The organism is Streptomyces longwoodensis, from assembly GCF_001514125.1.
GTDB lineage: Bacteria > Actinomycetota > Actinomycetes > Streptomycetales > Streptomycetaceae > Streptomyces > Streptomyces longwoodensis.
Map to the genome: position 1 here is coordinate 354319 of NZ_KQ948555.1, position 18845 is coordinate 373163.

Annotated in this window: 15 protein-coding genes; 9 read left to right on the plus strand and 6 right to left on the minus strand. The window is 73.9% G+C overall.

Annotation, left to right across the window (positions count from 1 at the left end; genetic code table 11):
- Positions 1 to 170: 170 nt before the first annotated feature.
- A complete protein-coding gene (locus AQJ30_RS21425) occupies positions 171 to 1301 on the minus strand; it encodes a mechanosensitive ion channel family protein (protein WP_067236476.1) in 1131 nt (376 codons plus the stop codon).
- Between the two features lie 368 nt (positions 1302 to 1669).
- On the opposite strand from AQJ30_RS21425, the gene AQJ30_RS21430 reads away from it, so the two are divergent.
- The 4 genes from AQJ30_RS21430 (at position 1670) to AQJ30_RS21445 (ending at position 5172) form a co-directional block, all read left to right on the plus strand.
- Positions 1670 to 2206, plus strand: a complete 537-nt coding sequence (locus AQJ30_RS21430; protein ID WP_067236479.1) for an HNH endonuclease — start codon at positions 1670 to 1672, stop codon at positions 2204 to 2206.
- Between the two features lie 258 nt (positions 2207 to 2464).
- Positions 2465 to 2671: a hypothetical protein gene (locus AQJ30_RS21435; RefSeq protein WP_067236482.1), complete on the plus strand. Its 207-nt coding sequence runs from the start codon at positions 2465 to 2467 to the stop codon at positions 2669 to 2671.
- Complete coding sequence (gene malQ, locus AQJ30_RS21440; protein WP_067236484.1) at positions 2672 to 4792, plus strand: 4-alpha-glucanotransferase; 2121 nt, start codon at positions 2672 to 2674, stop codon at positions 4790 to 4792.
- 104 nt (positions 4793 to 4896) lie between these two features.
- Positions 4897 to 5172: a hypothetical protein gene (locus AQJ30_RS21445; protein ID WP_067236607.1), complete on the plus strand. Its 276-nt coding sequence runs from the start codon at positions 4897 to 4899 to the stop codon at positions 5170 to 5172.
- Between the two features lie 139 nt (positions 5173 to 5311).
- Here AQJ30_RS21445 and AQJ30_RS21450 read toward each other — a convergent pair whose 3' ends face one another.
- Positions 5312 to 5902 carry a TetR/AcrR family transcriptional regulator gene (locus AQJ30_RS21450; protein WP_067236487.1) on the minus strand — a complete coding sequence of 197 codons (591 nt, stop codon included), beginning with the start codon at positions 5900 to 5902 and terminating at the stop codon, positions 5312 to 5314.
- Positions 5903 to 6092: 190 nt separating this feature from the next.
- Between AQJ30_RS21450 and AQJ30_RS21455 the strand changes: the two genes are divergently transcribed.
- Positions 6093 to 7646, plus strand: coding sequence for an FAD-dependent monooxygenase (locus AQJ30_RS21455; protein WP_067236489.1), 1554 nt, complete (start codon positions 6093 to 6095; stop codon positions 7644 to 7646).
- Between the two features lie 28 nt (positions 7647 to 7674).
- Here the strand turns inward: AQJ30_RS21455 and AQJ30_RS21460 are convergent, their stop codons facing one another.
- Complete coding sequence (locus AQJ30_RS21460; RefSeq protein WP_067236492.1) at positions 7675 to 8181, minus strand: MarR family winged helix-turn-helix transcriptional regulator; 507 nt, start codon at positions 8179 to 8181, stop codon at positions 7675 to 7677.
- A gap of 117 nt (positions 8182 to 8298) precedes the next feature.
- Between AQJ30_RS21460 and AQJ30_RS21465 the strand changes: the two genes are divergently transcribed.
- A complete protein-coding gene (locus tag AQJ30_RS21465; RefSeq protein WP_067236495.1) occupies positions 8299 to 9285 on the plus strand; it encodes an EamA family transporter in 987 nt (328 codons plus the stop codon).
- A 111-nt stretch (positions 9286 to 9396) separates the two neighbouring features.
- On the opposite strand, the gene pepN is transcribed toward AQJ30_RS21465, so the two are convergent.
- On the minus strand, positions 9397 to 11976 hold the full coding sequence (gene pepN, locus AQJ30_RS21470) for an aminopeptidase N (protein WP_067236497.1): 2580 nt from the start codon (positions 11974 to 11976) through the stop codon (positions 9397 to 9399).
- Positions 11977 to 12088: 112 nt separating this feature from the next.
- Here pepN and AQJ30_RS21475 point away from each other — a divergent pair, with 112 nt between their 5' ends.
- Entirely contained in the window at positions 12089 to 12562 is a 474-nt protein-coding gene (locus AQJ30_RS21475) for a DUF1203 domain-containing protein (RefSeq protein ID WP_067236499.1), read from the plus strand.
- Positions 12563 to 12579: 17 nt separating this feature from the next.
- Here AQJ30_RS21475 and AQJ30_RS21480 read toward each other — a convergent pair whose 3' ends face one another.
- A complete protein-coding gene (locus tag AQJ30_RS21480; protein ID WP_067236502.1) occupies positions 12580 to 13611 on the minus strand; it encodes an aspartate-semialdehyde dehydrogenase in 1032 nt (343 codons plus the stop codon).
- A 217-nt stretch (positions 13612 to 13828) separates the two neighbouring features.
- Here AQJ30_RS21480 and AQJ30_RS21485 point away from each other — a divergent pair, with 217 nt between their 5' ends.
- Both AQJ30_RS21485 and AQJ30_RS21490 read left to right on the plus strand, forming a co-directional pair.
- On the plus strand, positions 13829 to 14368 hold the full coding sequence (locus AQJ30_RS21485) for a sigma-70 family RNA polymerase sigma factor (RefSeq protein ID WP_067236505.1): 540 nt from the start codon (positions 13829 to 13831) through the stop codon (positions 14366 to 14368).
- A gap of 1 nt (position 14369) precedes the next feature.
- Complete coding sequence (locus tag AQJ30_RS21490; RefSeq protein ID WP_067236507.1) at positions 14370 to 15206, plus strand: hypothetical protein; 837 nt, start codon at positions 14370 to 14372, stop codon at positions 15204 to 15206.
- A gap of 84 nt (positions 15207 to 15290) precedes the next feature.
- On the opposite strand, the gene AQJ30_RS21495 is transcribed toward AQJ30_RS21490, so the two are convergent.
- Positions 15291 to 18599: a S8 family serine peptidase gene (locus AQJ30_RS21495; RefSeq protein ID WP_067236510.1), complete on the minus strand. Its 3309-nt coding sequence runs from the start codon at positions 18597 to 18599 to the stop codon at positions 15291 to 15293.
- Positions 18600 to 18845: the final 246 nt, after the last annotated feature.

Below are 18845 nucleotides of genomic sequence, written 5' to 3' on the forward strand. Positions count from 1 at the left end.
GACGGTCCGCCGGTCGGAGATCACTGTTAGGAAAGTTTCCTATCGGGGTGGGAGGAACGTAAGCCCCGGGCGAAGAGGGCGTCAATAGGCGACGCCCCCGAGGAGACGGAGTCGTTACCTCGGGGGCGTGCGGGAGGGAGTGCGAAGGCGGGGCGCGCCGGCGGCGCCGGCTACTTGGCGGGCGGGGCCGGGCGCTGGGGCGTGATCGGGGCGGTCGCCGCCACCTGCGGCGAGTCGGCGTTGGCGTACACGGACGGCGCGGCCATCGCGGCCGCCGGGTCGGCCGCGGCGGCCTCGGCGTCCTCCACCGACGTCGCACCGCCCACGATGCGGATGTCCGCCGCGTCGAAGGCGCGCTTGATGCGCCAGCGCAGCTCGCGCTCCACCGCCACCGACTTGCCCGGCATCGTCTTCGCCGAGACCCGCAGCACCATGGAGTCGATCAGCACCGAGTCCAGGCCGAGGACCTCCACCGGGCTCCACAGGAACTCGTTCCAGGGCTCTTCCTTGCTCATCTTCTCGGCGACCTCGGCCAGCGTCGCCCGCAGCCGGTCCAGGTCCTCGCTCGCCTTCACGGTCACGTCCACCCCGGCCGTGGCCCAGCCCTGGGAGAGGTTGCCGATCCGCTTGACCTCGCCGTTGCGCACGTACCAGATCTCGCCGCTGTCGCCGCGCAGCTTGGTCACCCGCAGCCCGACCTCGATCACCTCGCCGGAGGCCACGCCCGCGTCGATCGTGTCGCCGACGCCGTACTGGTCCTCCAGGATCATGAACACGCCGGACAGGAAGTCCGTGACCAGGTTGCGGGCGCCGAAACCGATCGCCACGCCGGCGACACCGGCCGACGCCAGCAGCGGCGCCAGGTTGATCTTGAAGGTGGACAGCACCATCAGCGCGGCCGTGCCGAGGATCAGGAAGCTCGTCACCGAGCGCAGCACCGAGCCGATGGCCGCCGAGCGCTGCCGTCGCCGCTCGGCGTTGACCAGCAGCCCGCCCAGGCCGCTGCCGTCCAGGCTCTGCGGGGTGCGGCCCATCCGGTCGATCAGCTGGGTGATGGCCCGCCGCACCACCGCCCGCAGCGCCACCGCGACGACCACGACCAGCAGGATCTGCAGCCCCATCGCCAGCCAGGTCGACCAGTTCTGCTCGACCCACCCGGCCGCGTTCGCCGCGCTCTCGTGCGCGTCCTGGAGCGTGGGCACGGACACCGCCGGCGACTCGGAGGACGACGGCGACGGCGACGGACCGGCGGCCAGCCGGACGACCGACGGGCCGGCGGAAGCGGACGACGCGGACGACACGAATGACGCTGACGACGCGGACGACGCGAGGGACGCGTACGACGCGACAACGGACACGGCAGGAACCTCCAGGTGCGGTCCACCCGGCCGGAACGGCGGTCAGGGTCGTCAAGGTCACGGAAAGGTCACCGGACGGGCAGGCCCACCACACTAACGGGGCATCGTGTGCGGGTCCGACGGATGCGCCGCGCAGAGACCGTCCTCACCTGGGCTTGGGCCCCGGCCGGTGCGGGGGATGCTCCGGGTGTGGTCGAAAACACTCCCAGCCCGTTACCGGGACATGGTGGCGCGTTCACCAGGCCGGAGGGGAGACTGAAGCAGATCGTCCCGGCGCGAGCCACGCGCCGCCGGCGTACAAGGAGGCATCCGTGCCGCACGTCCTGGTCCTCAACGCGTCGTACGAGCCGCTCGGCGTCGTACCGCTCCGCCGCGCGCTCGTCCTCGTCCTCGAGAACAAGGCCGTCTGCCTCGAGGAGTCCGGCGCCTTCCTGCACAGTGCGACCGTCACAGTCCCCGCACCCAGCGTGGTCCGGCTCAAGCGATTCGTACGGGTTCCCTACCGGGGGCCCGTTCCTCTGACCCGCCGGGCGCTGTTCGCCCGCGACGGGGGCCGGTGCATGTACTGCGGTGGCGTCGCAACCAGCGTCGACCACGTCATCCCGCGCAGCCGCGGGGGCAAGCACGTCTGGGACAACGTGGTGGCGTCCTGCCGCCGCTGCAACCACGTCAAGGCCGACCGCCACCTCGTCGAACTCGGCTGGCGGCTGCGCCACAAACCCGCCCCGCCGACCGGTCTGGCCTGGCGCATCATCGGCACCGGCCACCGGGACCCCCGCTGGCTGCCCTACCTCCAGCCCTACGGCGCGGACGACGCACTGGCCCGGATCGACGGCATCTCCGCCTGACGGTCCGGGCCTTCGCGTCCCCGGCCCGAGGCCGCCCGTGGCCCCGGGCCGAGCGGTCGTGCGCGCGAGACCGAGCGGCCGTGCGCGCGACGGGGCCGAGCGGTTCTGCGCGCGACGGGGTCGAGCGGTCGTGCGCCCGGTGACACCTGCCCGGCGTTGGGCCGAAATGCCGGTCGTGTGCCCCCGCGGACGTCTGCCTCCGCGTCCACTGGGTAGGGCTGCGATAGCCCCTTACGACGCCCTACCCGAGGAGGTCACGTGGCCGTGTCGGCCCGCCCCCTGATCCCGGCCCCGTCCGAACCTCCGGCGGAGCCCCCCTCCGCCGCACCCCAGGAAGGCGCCTCCGGCGCCGAGGGCGCCCGCGCCGAGGCCCCGCTGACCAGCGAGCCCCCGCTGCCCGACGCCGAACCCCTCACCAGCGAACCGCCGCTCGCCGCCGCGGACCCCGACTCCACGAGGCCGTAGATGACCGCACCCCGTGAGGACGCCGCCCACCACCAGCCCCCCGGCGAGGAGCTGTCCCGGCTCGCCGAGCTGCACGGCGTGGCCACCTCCTACAGCCCCTCCCCGGACCGCACCGTCCCCGCCACCGCCACGGCCGTCACCCGCGCCCTGGCCGCCCTGGGCGTCGACGCGAGCACCCCGCAGGCGCTGCGGACCGCCCTCGCCGCCCGCGAGCGCCACCTGCGCGAACGGCTGCTGCCGCCGACCGTGGTCGCCTGGAGCGGCAGCCCGGTGCCGGCGCTCACCGCCCTGCCCGACGGCACCCGGCTGCACGTCACCACCGAGGAGGGCGACACCCGCACCTCCCTGGACGGACTCCCGCCCGGCGTGCACGAGCTGACCGCCACCGTGCCCGACGGCCGCACCGCCCGCTCCCACCTCGTCGTCGCCCCGCCCCGGCTGCCCTCCGTGCCGGGACGCTCCCACGGCCTGCTGGTCCAGCTGTACTCCCTGCTGTCCTCCCGCTCCTGGGGCATGGGCGACCTCGGCGACCTCGCCGAGCTCACCGGCTGGGCCGGCCGGGACCTCGGCGTCGGCTTCGTCCAGGTCAACCCGCTGCACGCGGCCGTGCCCGGCACCCCCACCGACCCCTCCCCGTACCGGCCCTCCTCGCGCCGCTTCCCCGACCCGGTGCACCTGCGCGTCGAGGACGTCCCCGAGTACGCCTACGCCGACGACCAGGAGACCCTGCGCTCCCTGCGCGAGCGGGCGGCCCGGCTGCGCGCCGCCGTGCTGGAGAAGGGCGAACTGATCGACCGGGACGCCGTGTGGGACCTCAAGCGCCAGGCCCTGGAACTGGTCGCGCGCGTCCCCCTCGGCCCCGGCCGGGACGCCGCCCACCGCGCCTTCCTCGCCGAGCAGGGCCAGGCGCTGGAGGACCACGCCACCTGGTACGCCCTCGCCGAGGTGCACGGCTCCGACTGGACCCGCTGGCCCGAGGGCCTGCGCGACCCGCGCTCCGCCGAGACCGCCCGCGCCCGCGCCGAACTGCGGGACCGGGTCGACTTCCACGAGCGGCTCGCCTGGCTCACCGACACCCAGCTCACCGACGCCCAGCGCGCCGCGCGCGAGGCCGGGATGGCGGTGGGGATCGTGCACGACCTCGCCGTCGGCGTGCACCCCGAGGGCGCCGACACCTGGGCGCAGCAGGAGTACTTCGCGGCCGGCATGTCCGTCGGCGCGCCCCCGGACGCCTTCAACGCCCGCGGCCAGGACTGGGGCTTGCCGCCCTGGCGCCCCGACCGCCTCGCCGCCTGCGGGTACGCCCCCTACCGCTCCCTCCTGCGCGCCCTGTTCCGCTCGGCCGGCGCCCTGCGCATCGACCACGTCATGGGCCTGTTCCGGCTCTGGTGGGTCCCCCAGGGCGAACCCCCGACCCAGGGCACCTACGTCCGCTACGACGCCGAGGCCATGCTCGCCGTCCTGGTCCTGGAGGCGTCCCGGGCCGGGGCCCTGGTGATCGGCGAGGACCTGGGCACGGTCGAGCCGGGCGTGCGCGAGCGGCTGCGCGAGCGCGGGGTGCTCGGCACCTCGGTGCTGTGGTTCGAACGCGACTGGACCGGCGACGGCCACCCGCTGCCGCCGGAGAGCTGGCGCGCCGACTGCCTCGCCACCGCCACCACCCACGACCTCCCGCCCACCGCGGCCCGCCTCAGCGGCGAACACGTCGAGCTCCGCGACCGCCTGGGCCTGCTCACCCGCCCCCTCGACGTCGAGCGCGCGGAGGCCGCCGCCGACATCGCCGAGTGGCGGGAGGTGCTGGCCCGCCTCGGCCTGCCGGCCGCCGGCTCCGGCGCGGGCGGGGACGGCTCCTCGGAGGAGGCCGAGGTGCAGGCGGTCCACCGGTTCCTGCTGCGCACCCCGGCCCACATGGTCGGCGTCTGGCTCCCGGACGGCGTCGGCGACCGCCGCCCGCAGAACCTGCCCGGCACCTGGGACCAGTACCCGAACTGGCGGCTGCCCGTCGCCGACGCGGAGGGCCGGCCCGTCACGCTGGAGGAGGTGGCGGCCTCGCCCCGGATGCGGGCGCTGATGGAGGTGCTGCGGGACCGGGCGCAGGACCTTCCTCCCGCCGGCGGGTGAGATCCGCGGGGAAGGAGTGCGCCGGCCCCCGCACGGCCACCCGGGCGCCCTCATACGGCACCCCGGGCGCGCACCCCTTCCACCGGTTCGCTAACTTGGGCGTCGTGGACAAGAAGAACGCCCTGCGCGCCGGCGCCCTGGCTGCCGGTACGACGCTGATGATGCTGCTCATGTCGTCCCCCGCGCTCGCGCTGACGCGCGACGACGGTGACGACCCCGGTCCGGGCCTGAGCGTCATCGAGACGCTGGGCCTCTACGTCGTGGCCCCGCTCGTGCTGTTCGGGGTCATCACCGGCCTGGTCATGGTCCTGGACAAGTCCCACCGCGCCAAGGACACCACCAGCTCCAACATCGACACCCGGGCCGACGCCAAGGCCTGACGCGGAGCGTCCGTCCGCAGCACTCCACGAGGGCGCCGCCCCCGCCGCCGTACGCGCACACCACGCCGTACGACGACGGGGGCGGCGCCCTTGCCGTCGTACGGCGTGGTGTGCGGCGCGGTGACCCCACCGGGACCGGTCACGGGTTCGGTGCCGTCAGGTACCGCTGCACGGTGGGTGCCAGCCACGCCACGATCTCCCGGCGGTGCAGCGCGGCGGCGGGCGCCAGGCGCAGGACGTAGCGGGCGAGGGCGAGGCCGAGGAGCTGCGACGCGGAGAGCGCGGCGCGGGTGGCGACCTGCTCGGGGTCGGGGCAGACGGCCCGGGCGACGGGCAGCAACTGGTCGCGGAAGATGTCCTGCACCCGCTCGGCCCCGGCCTGGTTGGTGACGCCGACCCGCAGCAGCGCGGTGAGCACCTCGTTGCTCTCCCAGAGGTCAAGGAAGTGGGTGACCAGGGCCTCACCGACCTCGTGCCGGGGGACCGCGCCGAGGTCGGGCAGCTTGAGGTCGACGGCGACGGCCGCCGCGAACAGGCCCTCCTTGCTGCCGTAGTAGCGCATCACCATCGAGGGGTCGATGCGCGCGTCCCGGGCGATGGCCCGGATGGTGGCCCGCTCGTAGCCGTCGGCGGCGAACCGCTCACGAGCCGCGTGCAGGATCGCGGTGCGGGTGGCGTCGGAGCGGCGGGGCGACGCGGTGCTGTCAGGAGCGGCGGTGCGGTCTGGCATGCCAACGAGCGTAGGCCAACAGGCGTGGGCAAACCAGTGTTGGCTGCATTTCGGCCAGGTGGCCGCCGGTTGCCCTGCGAACAAATGTTGGCCAACACGTGTAGGCCAACGGATGTTGGCAATCCGCATCGCGACGCCTATCGTCATGGCCAACACGCGTTGACCACCGCGCCGGCACCAGGAGGGCTCGATGAACGGCACAGGCACCCAGGACACCCACTCCGTGATCGTCGTCGGCGCCGGCCCCACCGGTCTGCTCCTCGCCGGTGACCTCGCCACCGCCGGTGTCCCGGTCACCGTCCTCGACAAGCGCCCCCGCGAGATCAGCAACCTCTCGCGCGCCTTCGTGCTGCACGCCCGCACCCTGGAGGAGCTGGACGCCCGCGACCTGGCCGACCGGCTGGAGTCCGTCGGCCGCCCCCTGGAGAACCTCCAGCTCTTCGGCCGGCTGGACCTCGACCTGGGCGGGCTGCACTCCCGCTTCCGGCACGTCCTGGTCATCCCGCAGTACGAGGTCGAGAAGGCGCTCCTGGAGCGCGCCGAGCGGGCCGGGGTGACGTTCCGCTACGGGACCGAGGTCACCCGGCTGGCCCAGGACGCCGACGGCGTGACCGTCACCGTCGCCGCCTCGGAGAAGGACTCCGGCAAGGGCTCGGGAAAGGACTCCGGCAAGGACGGCAAGGACTCCGGCGCCCCCGCCCCCGCCCCCGCCCCCGCCCCCGCCACCGAGCGCCTGCGCGCCGCCTACGTCGTCGGCGCCGACGGCCTGCACAGCACCGTCCGCAAGTCCGTCGGGCTGCCCTTCCCCGGCCACGCCGTGATCCGCTCCGTCGTCCTCGCGGACGTGCGGCTGGCCGAGGAGCCGGAGGCGCTCCTCACGGTGAACGCCACCGGGAAGGCCTTCGCCTTCCTCGCGCCCTTCGGCGACGGCTACCACCGGGTGATCGGCTGGAACCGCGACCGGGTCGTCTCCGACCACGCGCCGCTCGACCTCGACGAGGTCAAGGAGATCACCCGGCTCGCGCTCGGCCGAGACTTCGGCATGCACGACCCGCGCTGGATGTCCCGCTTCCACAGCGACGAGCGCCAGGCGCCCGCCTACCGCGTCGGCCGGGTCCTCCTGGCGGGCGACGCCGCGCACGTGCACAGCCCGGCCGGCGGCCAGGGCATGAACACCGGCCTCCAGGACGCCGCCAACCTGGGCTGGAAGCTCGCCCAGGTGGTGCACGGCCGCGCCGACGACGCCCTGCTCGACTCCTACCAGGCCGAGCGCCACCCCGTCGGCGGGGCCGTGCTGCGCAGCAGCGGCGGCATCGTCCGCCTCGCCATGGCCCACCGGCCGTGGTCGCGGGGGCTGCGCGCGGCCGTCGCGGGCGTGGTGGACTCGGTGGCCCCGGTCCGCCGGCGTGCCACCGGCCAGGTGACCGGGGTCGGCTACCGGTACCCGGCGCCCCGGGGCGCCCACCGCTTCACCGGGATGCGCGTGCCCGACGTCGCCCTCGCCGACGGCGGCCGCCTGTACGCGTCGCTGCGCGGCGGCCGCTTCGTGCTGATCACCCCGGGCGCCCCGGAGACGGCGGCGCACCCGTACGACGAGGGCCGCAAGGACCGGCTGGCGGTGGAGCACTGGGCGAGCGACCGCCGCACGGCCGTCCTGGTGCGCCCCGACGGGTACGTGGCCTGGGCGTCGGACAGCGCGGACCCGGCCGGGGTCGAGGCGGCCCTGGGGCGGCACGTGGGGTGAGCCCGTACGTCGCCCGGCGAGACGTCCCCTAGCGTTCCGTCGAGCGCAGCAACTCCCGCAGCAGGTCGGCCAGCTGGTCGGCCTGTTGTGCGTTCAGGGCGGACAGCGCCTCGCGCTCGACGGCGAGCCCGGAGCCGACGGCGCGGTCGACGAGGTCGAGTCCCTGCTCGGTGAGCGTGACGCGCAGCCCGCGCCGGTCGTGCGGGTCGGGGGAGCGGCGCAGCAGTCCGGCGCGCTCCAGCTTGTCCAGCCGGCCGGTCATCCCGCCCGTGGTGAGCATGAGCGTCGCCGACAGCTCGCGGGGCGAGAGGGTGTACGGCTCGCCGGCGCGGCGCAGGGTGGCGAGGACGTCGAACTCGCCGCGGGACAGGCCGAGGGGCGCGTACGCCTTCTCCATGCGGTCGCCCATCGCACGGGAGAGCCGGAAGATCCGGCCGAAGACCTCCATGGCGGAGGTGTCGAGGTCGGGCCGGACGGCGGCCCACTGCTCGACGATCGCGTCGACGGGGTCCTGGGGGTGCGCCTGCGGGTTCATGGCCCGCAGTATCCGACGGCGGTCGGCTCGGTCGCAAGAAAGCTGCTTGACGGTAAGTCGCTTAGCGCTAAGCTAATTGCTGCCTACCTAATCGTCGGGAAAGAAGAAGGAACGGCCATGAACCGGTCCGCCACCGTCCTGCTCACCGCCCTCGCCCCCGTCTCCTGGGGCACCACCTACGCGGTCACCACCGAGTTCCTCCCGGCGGACCGCCCCCTGTTCACGGCCACCCTGCGCGCGCTGCCCGCCGGCCTGCTGCTCCTCGCCCTCGCCCGGGTCCTGCCGCGCGGCGCCTGGTGGGGCAGGGCGGCGGTGCTGGGCGCGCTGAACATCGGCGCGTTCTTCCCGTTGCTGTTCCTCGCCGCGTACCGGCTGCCGGGCGGCATGGCGGCGGTGGTGGGCTCGGTCGGCCCGCTGTTCGTGGTGGGCCTGTCGGCGCTGTTCCTGGGGCACCGCCCCACCGCCCGCACCCTGCTGACCGGCATCGTGGCGGCCCTCGGCGTCAGCCTGGTGGTGCTCAGGGCGGCCGGGGCGCTGGACGCGGTGGGGGTCCTGGCGGCCCTCGCCTCCACCGCCTCCATGTCGGCCGGCACGGTCCTGACCAAGAAGTGGGGGCGCCCCGAGGGGGTCGGTCCGCTGGCGCTGACCGCCTGGCAGCTCACGGCCGGCGGTCTGATGACGGTGCCGCTCGCCCTCGTCGTCGAGGGGGCCCCGCCCGCGCTGGACGCCCCCGCGGTCGGCGGCTACCTCTACCTGGCCCTGGCCAACACGGCGCTCGCCTACTGGCTGTGGTTCCGCGGCATCGGCCGGCTCAGCGCCACCCAGGTCACCTTCCTCGGCCCGCTGTCCCCGCTCACCGCGGCGGTCGTCGGCTGGGCGGCCCTGGGCCAGGCGCTGACCCCCGTCCAGCTGGCGGGCATGACCCTGGCGTTCGGCGCGACGGTGGCGGGCCAGCTCCGCCCGGGCGGCGGGACCGGCGTCCCCCGGGCACCCCGCACGCCCCGGCGGGCGACCACCGCACCCGCCGCCCCGGTGCCCGCGCCCCGCACGACCACCGCGAGCCCCCTCGCCACCCCCGCGCCCGCGCCCGCCCGGCACGGATGACCCCCGAGCCCGCGGCGGCGCACGGAAACGCCGAGGGGCGCCCGGTACCCACCGGGCGCCCCTCCACGTTCACCGACTCCGGTTCACCGAGCGGCTGTCACCGGCCGGCGCTCACCGGCCCGCGTGCGCCGCGTCCGCGGCCTGAGCCTTCAGGGCCCGCTCGACGCCGGAGCGCGACTCCGACACCAGACGGCGCAGGGCCGCGTTCGGCCCGGCCGAGGCGAGCCAGGTGTCGGTCCTGGTCAGGGTGTCCTGCGTGACCTGGACCGACGGGTACAGGCCGATCGCGATCTGCTGCGCCATCTCGTGCGAACGCGACTCCCAGATGTCCTTGAGGACCTCGAAGTACTTGTCCGTGTAGGGGGCGAGCAGCTCGCGCTGGTCGGTCTGCACGAAGCCGGCGATCACCGCCTCCTGCAGGGCGTTGGGCAGCTTGTCGGACTCCACGACCGACGCCCACGCCTCGGCCTTGGCCTGCTCCGTCGGACGCGCGGCGCGGGCGGTCGCCGCGTGGCGCTCACCGGCGGCCGTGCGGTCCCGCTCGTACTCGGTGGCGATCTCCGCCTCGTCGTAGCGGCCCACCGCGGCCAGGCGCTGCACGAACGCCCAGCGCAGCTCGGTGTCGACGGCCAGCCCCTCGACGGTCTGCGAGCCGTCCAGCAGGGCCTCCAGCAGGTCCAGCTGCTCGGGCGTGCGGGCGGTCGCCGCGAAGGCGCGCGCCCAGGCGAGCTGGTGGTCGCCGCCCGGCTCGGCCGACCGCAGGTGGGCCAGCGTGGCGTCGGTCCACCGGGTGAGCAGCGTCTCGCGCGCGCTCGGGTCGGCGTAGAGGTCGATCGCCAGCTTGACCTGGCGGTGCAGCGACTGCACGACGCCGATGTCCGACTCCCGGCCGATGCCGGACAGCACCAGCGACAGGTAGTCGCGGGTCGCGAGCTCCCCGTCCCGGGTCATGTCCCAGGCGGACGCCCAGCACAGGGCGCGCGGCAGCGAGGCGTCGAAGTCGCCCAGGTGCTCGGTGACGAACGCCAGCGACGCCTCGTCCAGGCGGACCTTGGCGTAGGACAGGTCGTCGTCGTTGAGCAGGACCACGTCGGGGCGGCGCCGGCCGTGCAGCTGCGGCACGGCGGTCCGCTCGCCGTCGACGTCCAGCTCCAGGCGGTCCTCGCGCACCAGCTTGCCGCTCGCCGCGTCACGGACGTACAGGCCGACGGCGATGCGGTGCGGGCGCAGCGTCGGCTCGCCCTTGGCGCCGGCGGGCAGGGCCGGGGCCTCCTGGACGATGGTGAAGGAGGTGATGACGCCGTCGGCGTCGGTCCCGATCTCCGGGCGCAGGACGTTGATGCCGGCCGTCTCCAGCCACTTGCGCGACCAGTTCTTCAGGTCGCGCCCGGAGGTCTCCTCCAGCGCGCCCAGCAGGTCCGACAGGCGCGTGTTGCCGAACGCGTGGCGCTTGAAGTACGCCTGCACGCCCCGGAAGAACGCGTCCTCGCCGACGTAGGCCACGAGCTGCTTGAGGACGCTGGCGCCCTTGGCGTACGTGATGCCGTCGAAGTTGACCAGCACGTCGTCCAGGTCGCTGATGTCCGCCATGATCGGGTGCGTGGAGGGCAGCTGGTCCTGCCGGTACGCCCAGGTCTTCATCTGGTTGGCGAACGTCGTCCACGAGTGCGGCCACTTCGAGCCGGGCGCGTCCGCCTGGCAGGCGGCCTCGGCGTAGGTGGCGAACGACTCGTTCAGCCACAGGTCGTTCCACCACTCCATGGTGACCAGGTCGCCGAACCACATGTGCGCCAGCTCGTGCAGGATCGTCGCCGCCCGCACCTCGTACGCGGCGTCCGTCACCTTGGAGCGGAACACGTACTGGTCGCGGATGGTCACCGCGCCCGCGTTCTCCATCGCGCCCGCGTTGAACTCCGGCACGAACAGCTGGTCGTACTTCTCGAACGGGTACGCGTAGTCGAACTTCTCCTGGAACCAGTCGAAGCCCTGCCGGGTGACCTCGAAGATCGCGTCGGCGTCGAGGTACTCGGCGAGCGAGGGACGGCAGTAGATGCCGAGCGGCACGCTCTGGCCGTTCTTCTCGTAGACGCTGTGCACGCTGTGGTACGGGCCGACGACGAGCGCCGTGACGTACGTCGAGATGCGCGGGGTCGGCGCGAAGGCCCAGACGTTGTCCTGGGGTTCGGGCGTCGGGGAGTTGGAGACGACCGTCCAGCCCTCGGGGGCGCGCACGGTGAACCGGAAGGTGGCCTTGAGGTCGGGCTGCTCGAACGAGGCGAACACCCGGCGGGCGTCCGGCACCTCGAACTGGGTGTAGAGGTAGGCCTGTTCGTCGACCGGGTCGACGAACCGGTGCAGGCCCTCACCGGTGTTGGTGTACGCGCAGTCGGCGACGACCCGCAGGACGTTGCGGCCCTCCAGCAGGCCCGGGAGCGCGATCCGGGAGTCCGCGAAGACCTCCGCCGGGTCGAGGGCGTCACCGTTGAGGGTCACCTCGTGGACGGCCGGGGCGACCAGGTCGATGAAGGACTGGGCCCCGTTCTCGGCCACGTCGAAGCGCACCGTCGTGACGGACCGGTAGGTCCCTCCCTCCTGCGCGCCGGAGAGGTCGAGATCGATCTCGTACGAGTCAACGGTGAGCAGCTTCGCCCGCTGCTGCGCCTCTTCGCGAGTCAGGTTTGTGCCAGGCACGCGGTCATCTCCTCGTGGTGTGTCGGTCGCGTCATCCTTCCACGCGACCGGGGCCGAGCGCGATGTCCGTTTCCTGCCGGTGAGCAGGTCGTACGTGCGACAGCCTGGAGCCATGAGCACCTACACGGCACGAGCACTCGCCCCCGAGGTCCTGGCGGAACTGCGCGCCACCGACGACGCCGGACGCGTCCCCGTCCCGCAGCGCGACGAGGAGGGCGGCGCCCCGCTGCGCTGCTGCCTGCGGCACAGCCGGGCCGGGGAGCGGATCATCCTCGTCTCCTACGCGCCGCTGCGCCGCTGGGCGGCCGCCACCGGCGCCGACCCGGGCCCGTACGACGAGCAGGGGCCCGTCTTCGTCCACGCGGAGGAGTGCGCGGGACCCGAGGGGGACGGCCTGGCGTTCACGAACGCGCACCGCGTCCTGCGCCGCTACTCCGCCGACGGGCGCATCCTCGGCGGCGACCTGGTCGGGGAGGGCTTCGGCGACGCGGAGCTGGCGAAGGCGTTCGACGACCCGGCCGTGGCACTGGTCCACGTCCGGGCCGTCGAGTACGGCTGCTTCCACTACGAGGTCCGCAGGCCCTGAGCCCGGACCGGGGCGACCTAGGCGGACGCCGTGCGGCCCTTGAGCTCGGCCGCCACCAGCTCCGCCAGCTGCACCGCGTTCAGCGCGGCGCCCTTGCGGAGGTTGTCGTTGGAGACGAACAGCGCGAGGCCGTTCTCCACGGTCTCGTCGCGCCGGATCCGGCCCACGAACGACGGGTCCTGGCCGGCGGCCTGCAGCGGGGTCGGGATGTCGCTGAGGGCGACCCCGGGGGCGCCGGCCAGCAGCTCGGTGGCCCGCTCCGGGGTCAGCGGGCGGGCGAAGCGGGCGTTGACCTGCAGCGAGTGGCCGGAGAACACCGGGACGCGGACACAGGTGCCGGAGACCTTCAGGCCGGGGATCTCCAGGATCTTGCGGGACTCGTTGCGGAGCTTCTGCTCCTCGTCCGTCTCGTTGAGACCGTCGTCGACGATGGTGCCGGCGAGGGGCAGCACGTTGAAGGCGATCGGGCGCTTGTAGACGCCGGGCTCGGGGAAGTCCACGGCCGAGCCGTCGTGGGTGAGCCGGTCGGCCTCGGCGACTACCTTCTGCACCTGGCCGTGCAGCTCGGCGACGCCGGCCACGCCCGAACCGGACACCGCCTGGTAGGTGGCCACCACCAGGGCCTCCAGGCCGGCCTCCTCGTGCAGCGGCTTGAGGACCGGCATCGCGGCCATCGTCGTGCAGTTCGGGTTGGCGATGATGCCCTTGGGGCGGCTCGCGATCGCGTGCGGGTTGACCTCGGCCACCACCAGCGGCACGTCCGGGTCGCGGCGCCACGCCGACGAGTTGTCGATCACGACCGCGCCCTGCGCGGCGACCTTCTCGGCCAGCGCGCGGGAGGTGGCGCCGCCCGCGGAGAACAGCACGATGTCGAGGCCGCTGTAGTCGGCGGTGGACGCGTCCTCCACCGTCACCCCGTCCAGCTCGGTCCCGGCGGAGCGGGCCGAGGCGAACAGGCGCAGCTCGGTGACCGGGAAGTCGCGCTCCTTGAGGATCCTGCGCATGACCGTGCCGACCTGTCCGGTGGCTCCGACGATTCCGACCCTCACGGCGACTCCCTCTGCGTGTCCTGCGCGTCTCTGTCCTGCGTGTCTTCGTCCCGCAGGTGGCTGCGGTCCTTCCATCATGCGGCCGACCGGGGTGAGCCTGTCCAATTCTTTGCCCCCGTGTTCGAGGAGTGGGACACCTGGCGGCGCGGGTGTGACGTACGCCTCCGAACGTTTCCGGGCCCGGCTGCGTCGTAGGGGAAACGCGGTGAGGGGAGGGGTGTCCGTGCTGCGCAGAGCGGCCCGCCGCGCCCAGGGGGACACGGCCGTGCCCGGCGACCCCCTGGACGCGGCACAGGAACGCCGGGTGCGGGCGGTGCTCGCGCTGGGCGGCGTACCGCAGGCGGACCTGCCGGACGGGGTGCAGCAGGTCCGCCTGCGGCTGCTGGAGCGGGCGGCGAACGGGCAGGAGGCGCCGCGGGACGTCTCGGCGTGGGCCGCCGTGGTCGCCTCGAACCTGGCCATGGACTGGCACCGCGCCAAGCGCCGCCAGGAGCGGCTGGGGGAGCGGCTGGCCTCCCTGCGCCAGGCCGCGCACCCCTCCGGCGAGGACACCAGCGTCCTCTCCCTGGCGGTCGCGCGGGGCCTGGACCAGCTGCCCGACGCCCAGCGGCAGGTCGTCGTCCTGCGGTTCTACGCCGACCTCCCGGTGCGCTCCATCGCCGAGGAGCTCGGCGTCCCGGAGGGCACCGTCAAGAGCCGCCTGCACACGGCGGTACGGGCCCTGCGGGTCCGGCTGCACGAGGACGAGGTGGTGTGAGATGACCGCCGGACACGACACCGCCGGACCCGCCGGGCCCGGCCGCGACCCGCTGTCGGCCGTGCTGGGCGGGGAGCCCCTGACCGACGAGGAGCGCGCCGACCCGGCCTTCCTGGCCGGGCACCGGGCGGCCGCCGCCGACGTGGACCTGCTCAGGGAGCAGCTGGCACTGCTCGCGGACGCCCTCACCGCGGACGGCGCCGCCCCGGCACCCCGGCCCCCCGCCCCCGTGGCGGAGCTGCGGGCGTCCCGCCGCCGGGCGCTGCCGCTCGCCCTGAAGGGGCTGGGCGTGGCCGCGGCCGGCGCGCTGGTCGTCGGCTCCGGGTGGCTGCTCCTGGGAGCCGGGCACGGAGCCGGCCTGAACGTCTCCGGCAGCGCGGACAAGGCGCAGTCCGACGCGAAACCCGACGCCGGGTCCGACGCCGGGGCCGGTGCCAAGGGCGGCGAGGCCTGGCAGGGCGCCGCCGGTCCGCTGGGCGACCCCGCCTACCTGGCGTGCGCGCGGCTGGTGGTGGAGGGCGACGTGACCCGCGTGGCCCGGCTGCCCGGCGGCCCGGGCCGGCCGGACGCCCTGGGGATCACCCTGCGGGTCACCCGCGCCTACAAGCCCGGCCGCACCGCGGCCGAGGTCACCTTCACGACCGACGGCGCTGCCGCCGCGGACGGCACCGGCGCGTCCACCGCCCCGCTCCCGGTCCCCGGCGACCACGTCCTGGTGGGCGTCTCGCCCGGCTCGTCCGAGGCGGACACCTGGACGGCCGGCGAGACGGCGATCGCCCCCGAGCGGGCGGCCCTGCTCCGGGCGCTGCCCGCGGCCCGCGGCCTGCCCTGCTCGTGACGCCCAGGTACGACGAAGGGGCGGGCGCCCGTTGCGGACGCCCGCCCCTCCTCACCGCTCGCGCGGTGTCACCGTGTCACGGTGTCACTGCGTGACCTTGCCGATGGCCACGTTGCCGGTGCCCGCGACCGTGCCGTTCGCGTTGACCAGCTGGACCCGGCCGAAGAAGGCCCGGCCCTCCGGCGCGGCGGCCGCGGCGGTGACGGTGGCCGACACCGACGCGGAGGCGCCCGTGGCCAGCTTCACCGGCGCGGAGCCGGCGACGTCGACCGTGCCGAGGGACGTCGAGAAGAACACGTCCCGGTAGTCGTACGCGGTGGAACCGGCCGGCACCGAGTAGCCCGCGACCTGGATGGTGTACGTGCCGGCGGCGGGCGACGGGATGGAGACCGCCTCCTCCGAGTCGCCGTCGGCGGACTGGGCGACCTGCTGGCCGGCCGCGTCGTAGACCGTCAGGTCCAGGTCGGCGGAGGTGTCGGAGACGTTGCCGATGGCGACGTCCAGCGACGTGGCGCCCGCGGGCACCTCGACCGTGGTGGTCTGCGTCTCGCCCTGGGCGATGCTCGGGCGGGTCGTCTTCGACGAGCCGAGCGGGCCGCCGACCAGCTTGCCGTCGAGCGCGGCGAAGCGGTTCGTCACCGTCCAGGAGGCGGCGGCCGGCGTGCCGACCTTGGCCTCGGGCACGGTCACGGTCGCCGGCGCGAAGTCCGCGCCGAGCACGGTGACGTCCAGCTTGTACGGGTTGTCGAGCAGCGGCGACGTACGGCGCGACTCGACCTCGATCTCCCAGACGCCGGGGGCCGGGGCGGCGTACGCGCGCACGTCGGGCCGGCAGCCGTTGCCGTCGAGGTAGTTGTTGTAGCAGTACGGCGTCGAGGTGTTGTCCTGCGGGACGCCGTAGGGGTGGATGGCGATGAACCGGGTCTGGCTCTTGTCCTTCAGCCCGCCGAGGGCGACCTCGAGGGACGTGGCGCCCACGGGGACCGTCACGAAGTAGGACCGCGTGCTGTTGCGCTGCACGGTGTCCGACGCGCTGAAGGTGTACGTCACCGGCGAGGAGACCACGACGGTCGTCAGGATCTGCTGGTCGACGCCCTCGGTGCGAGGGTCGTCGACCTCGAGGATCGCGCTCTTCAGGCCCGCCGAGCGCGGGGCCGCCTGGACCTTGACGGTGACCGGCTGGTTCAGCGGCAGCTTCACCTCGTCGGAGCCCACGATCCGGAAGGTGTCACCGGCGTTGTTCGCGAAGTCCAGCTCGTGCCGGACCGCCTTGTCCGGGCCGGACGTGCGGGTGACGGTGATGTCGTAGGTCTTCTTCTGACCGGCCTTCAGGCCGCCCTCGCGGTCGTAGAGGCCGGTGCCGAAGCCCGGCTCCTTGAGCGCGTAGTCGATCGCGGTGTCGACCGGGGCCTTGACGGTGTAGTCGTGGGCGGAGGCACCGTGGCGGATCGAGTCCCAGGCGTCCACGATGTCGATCAGGCCCGCGCCCTCCTCGTACGCCTGCACACCCTTGATGTGGTCGGCGGTGGAGGTCAGTGCCGTGCGCAGCACGGCGGGCGTCAGGTCGATGCCCTTCTGCTTCGCCGCGGACAGCAGCAGCGCGGAGGCGCCGGCGGCCTGCGGGGAGGCCATCGAGGTGCCCTGCAGCATGGAGTAGCCGGCCGGCAGCGTGTAGCCCGCCTCGGCGACCGGGGAGCCCGGCAGCCAGGTCTGGGTGGTGTTGATCGACGCGCCGGGCGCGGTCAGGGTCGGCGTGAAGCCGCCGTCCTCACGCGGGCCGCGCGAGGAGAACGGCATCATCGCGTACTTCTTCGTCACGGCCGAGCCGTAGTTGGAGGCCCAGGTCTCCTTGGAGATGGACGCGCCGACGGAGATGACCTTGTTCGCGAGGCCGGGGTCGCCGATGGTGTTGGCGCCGGGGCCGGAGTTGCCCGCGGAGATGACCAGCTGCACGCCGTAGGTGTCGATGAGCCGCGTGTACAGCTCGGAGCGGGCGTTGTTGCCGTCGTTGAGCGCCGGCAGGCCGCCGATCGACATGTTGACGATGTCGACGCCGCGGTTGACGACGAGGTCGATCATGCCCTCGGTCAGCGCGACGTTGGTGCAGCCGCCGGTCCAGGTGCAGGCGCGGGACGAGACGATCTTCGCACCGGGCGCCGCGCCGTCCATCTGCCCGCCGAACAGGCCGTTGGCGGAGGTGATGCCGGCGACGTGGGTGCCGTGCTCGGACTCGATGACACCGATGTTGACGAAGTCGGCCTTCTTGCCGACCCAGTCGCCGCCGTACGGGTCGGTGGGGACGTCCTTGCGGATCTCCACGACGAACGGCTGGCGCTCGACGACGTCGGTCGTCGGGTCGTCGGTGCCGAAGTAACCGACCTGGTAGCCGTCCTTGTACGGCTTCATCGGCGCGTCGTCGGTGAAGTCGAAGTTGTTGTTCAGGTCCACGCGGACGGTGCCGGCGGCCGGGTCGTAGAGCAGGCCCCAGGCGTCGGTGGTGTCGCCGTCGCGGTTGGCGTCGCCCTTGGCGTCGCCGCCGGCCGTGGCCGACTCGCGGAACAGGCTGACCTGGTAGCTGCCCGCGGGCGCCTTCCAGGTGGCGCCGCCGTAGCTGAACGACGGGCCGCTGACCGGGTTGGTCATCCGCCGCCAGGTGCCGTCGCTGTCGACGATCGGGTCGGTCGCGGTGACCCAGTCGACGATCTTGCGCTCGCCGGTGGTGGTCTTCTGCAGCGCCGGGTGGCCGAGGTCCACGCCGGAGTCCAGGATGCCGATGGTGACGCCGCGGCCGTCGGCCTTGGGGTGCTCGCGCACGAAGTCGACGGCGCCCGTCTCGAAGGACGGGTTGTACGGGTTGACCGCGGGGGTCTTCTTGCCCGGCGCCGGGTACGTCGTGGTGCCGGTGCCGCCCTTGGCGCCGTGCGCGGTGTCGGCGCTCGGCGTCGGGTCGTCGAGCTGGATCTCCTGGCGCAGGTCGATCGCGTGCACCGAGGACAGCTTGGCGGCGGCGGCGATGGCCGCGTCGGCCTTGGCGGTGGGGACGGTGGCGCGGACGTAGCCGAGCTTGTCGTAGGAGCGGCCCACCGAGCCGCCCTTGACGCCGTCCAGCTCCTCGGCGACCTGCTCGGTCCTGCCGGGCGCGGTCGCCACCATGAGGGTGACGTTCTTGTCGCCGGCGGCCTTGGCGTCGGCGAGCAGGTCGGCGTCGTCGGCGCCGAGCTTGTCGTGGGCGGACTTCACGCCCGGGTCGGCGGCGGCCGGGGTCTGGTCGGCGGAGAAGGCCATCGGTATGGGCCCGGCCGCGGACAGCGCGGCCACCAGACCGGCGGCCACGGCTATGCGGACCGCGCGTCCGGCGCCCCGGCCCGGTTCCCGCTCGGGGGTGTGGGTCATCGGCATCCCTTGCAGTGAAGGAGCGTGCGTCATACGACCGCGGCGCAGCACGCCCGGTCGCACCCGTCCGGAATCCGGTCCCGGACGGTCGCACAGCTTTACGCAAGAGACAGCTATTTGGGGAGGGTTGACCGAATCGAAATGGATGTATGGGGAAAACCCGCGATGGATTTTACGGACGCCACCGGCCAAGCTATGACATTCCTGTGGGCCCGACAGGCCGCGCCGGCCGGACAATTCACCTGC

Excerpts from the sequence above, each read along its gene's own strand:
- AQJ30_RS21490 (WP_067236507.1), top strand. The coding sequence starts at position 14,370 with ATGACCGCCGGACACGACACCGCCGGACCCGCCGGGCCCGGCCGCGAC.
- AQJ30_RS21450 (WP_067236487.1), bottom strand. The coding sequence starts at position 5,902 with ATGCCAGACCGCACCGCCGCTCCTGACAGCACCGCGTCGCCCCGCCGC.
- malQ (WP_067236484.1), top strand. The coding sequence starts at position 2,672 with ATGACCGCACCCCGTGAGGACGCCGCCCACCACCAGCCCCCCGGCGAG.
- AQJ30_RS21455 (WP_067236489.1), top strand. The coding sequence starts at position 6,093 with ATGAACGGCACAGGCACCCAGGACACCCACTCCGTGATCGTCGTCGGC.
- AQJ30_RS21465 (WP_067236495.1), top strand. The coding sequence starts at position 8,299 with ATGAACCGGTCCGCCACCGTCCTGCTCACCGCCCTCGCCCCCGTCTCC.
- AQJ30_RS21495 (WP_067236510.1), bottom strand. The coding sequence starts at position 18,599 with ATGACCCACACCCCCGAGCGGGAACCGGGCCGGGGCGCCGGACGCGCG.
- AQJ30_RS21475 (WP_067236499.1), top strand. The coding sequence starts at position 12,089 with ATGAGCACCTACACGGCACGAGCACTCGCCCCCGAGGTCCTGGCGGAA.
- AQJ30_RS21460 (WP_067236492.1), bottom strand. The coding sequence starts at position 8,181 with ATGAACCCGCAGGCGCACCCCCAGGACCCCGTCGACGCGATCGTCGAG.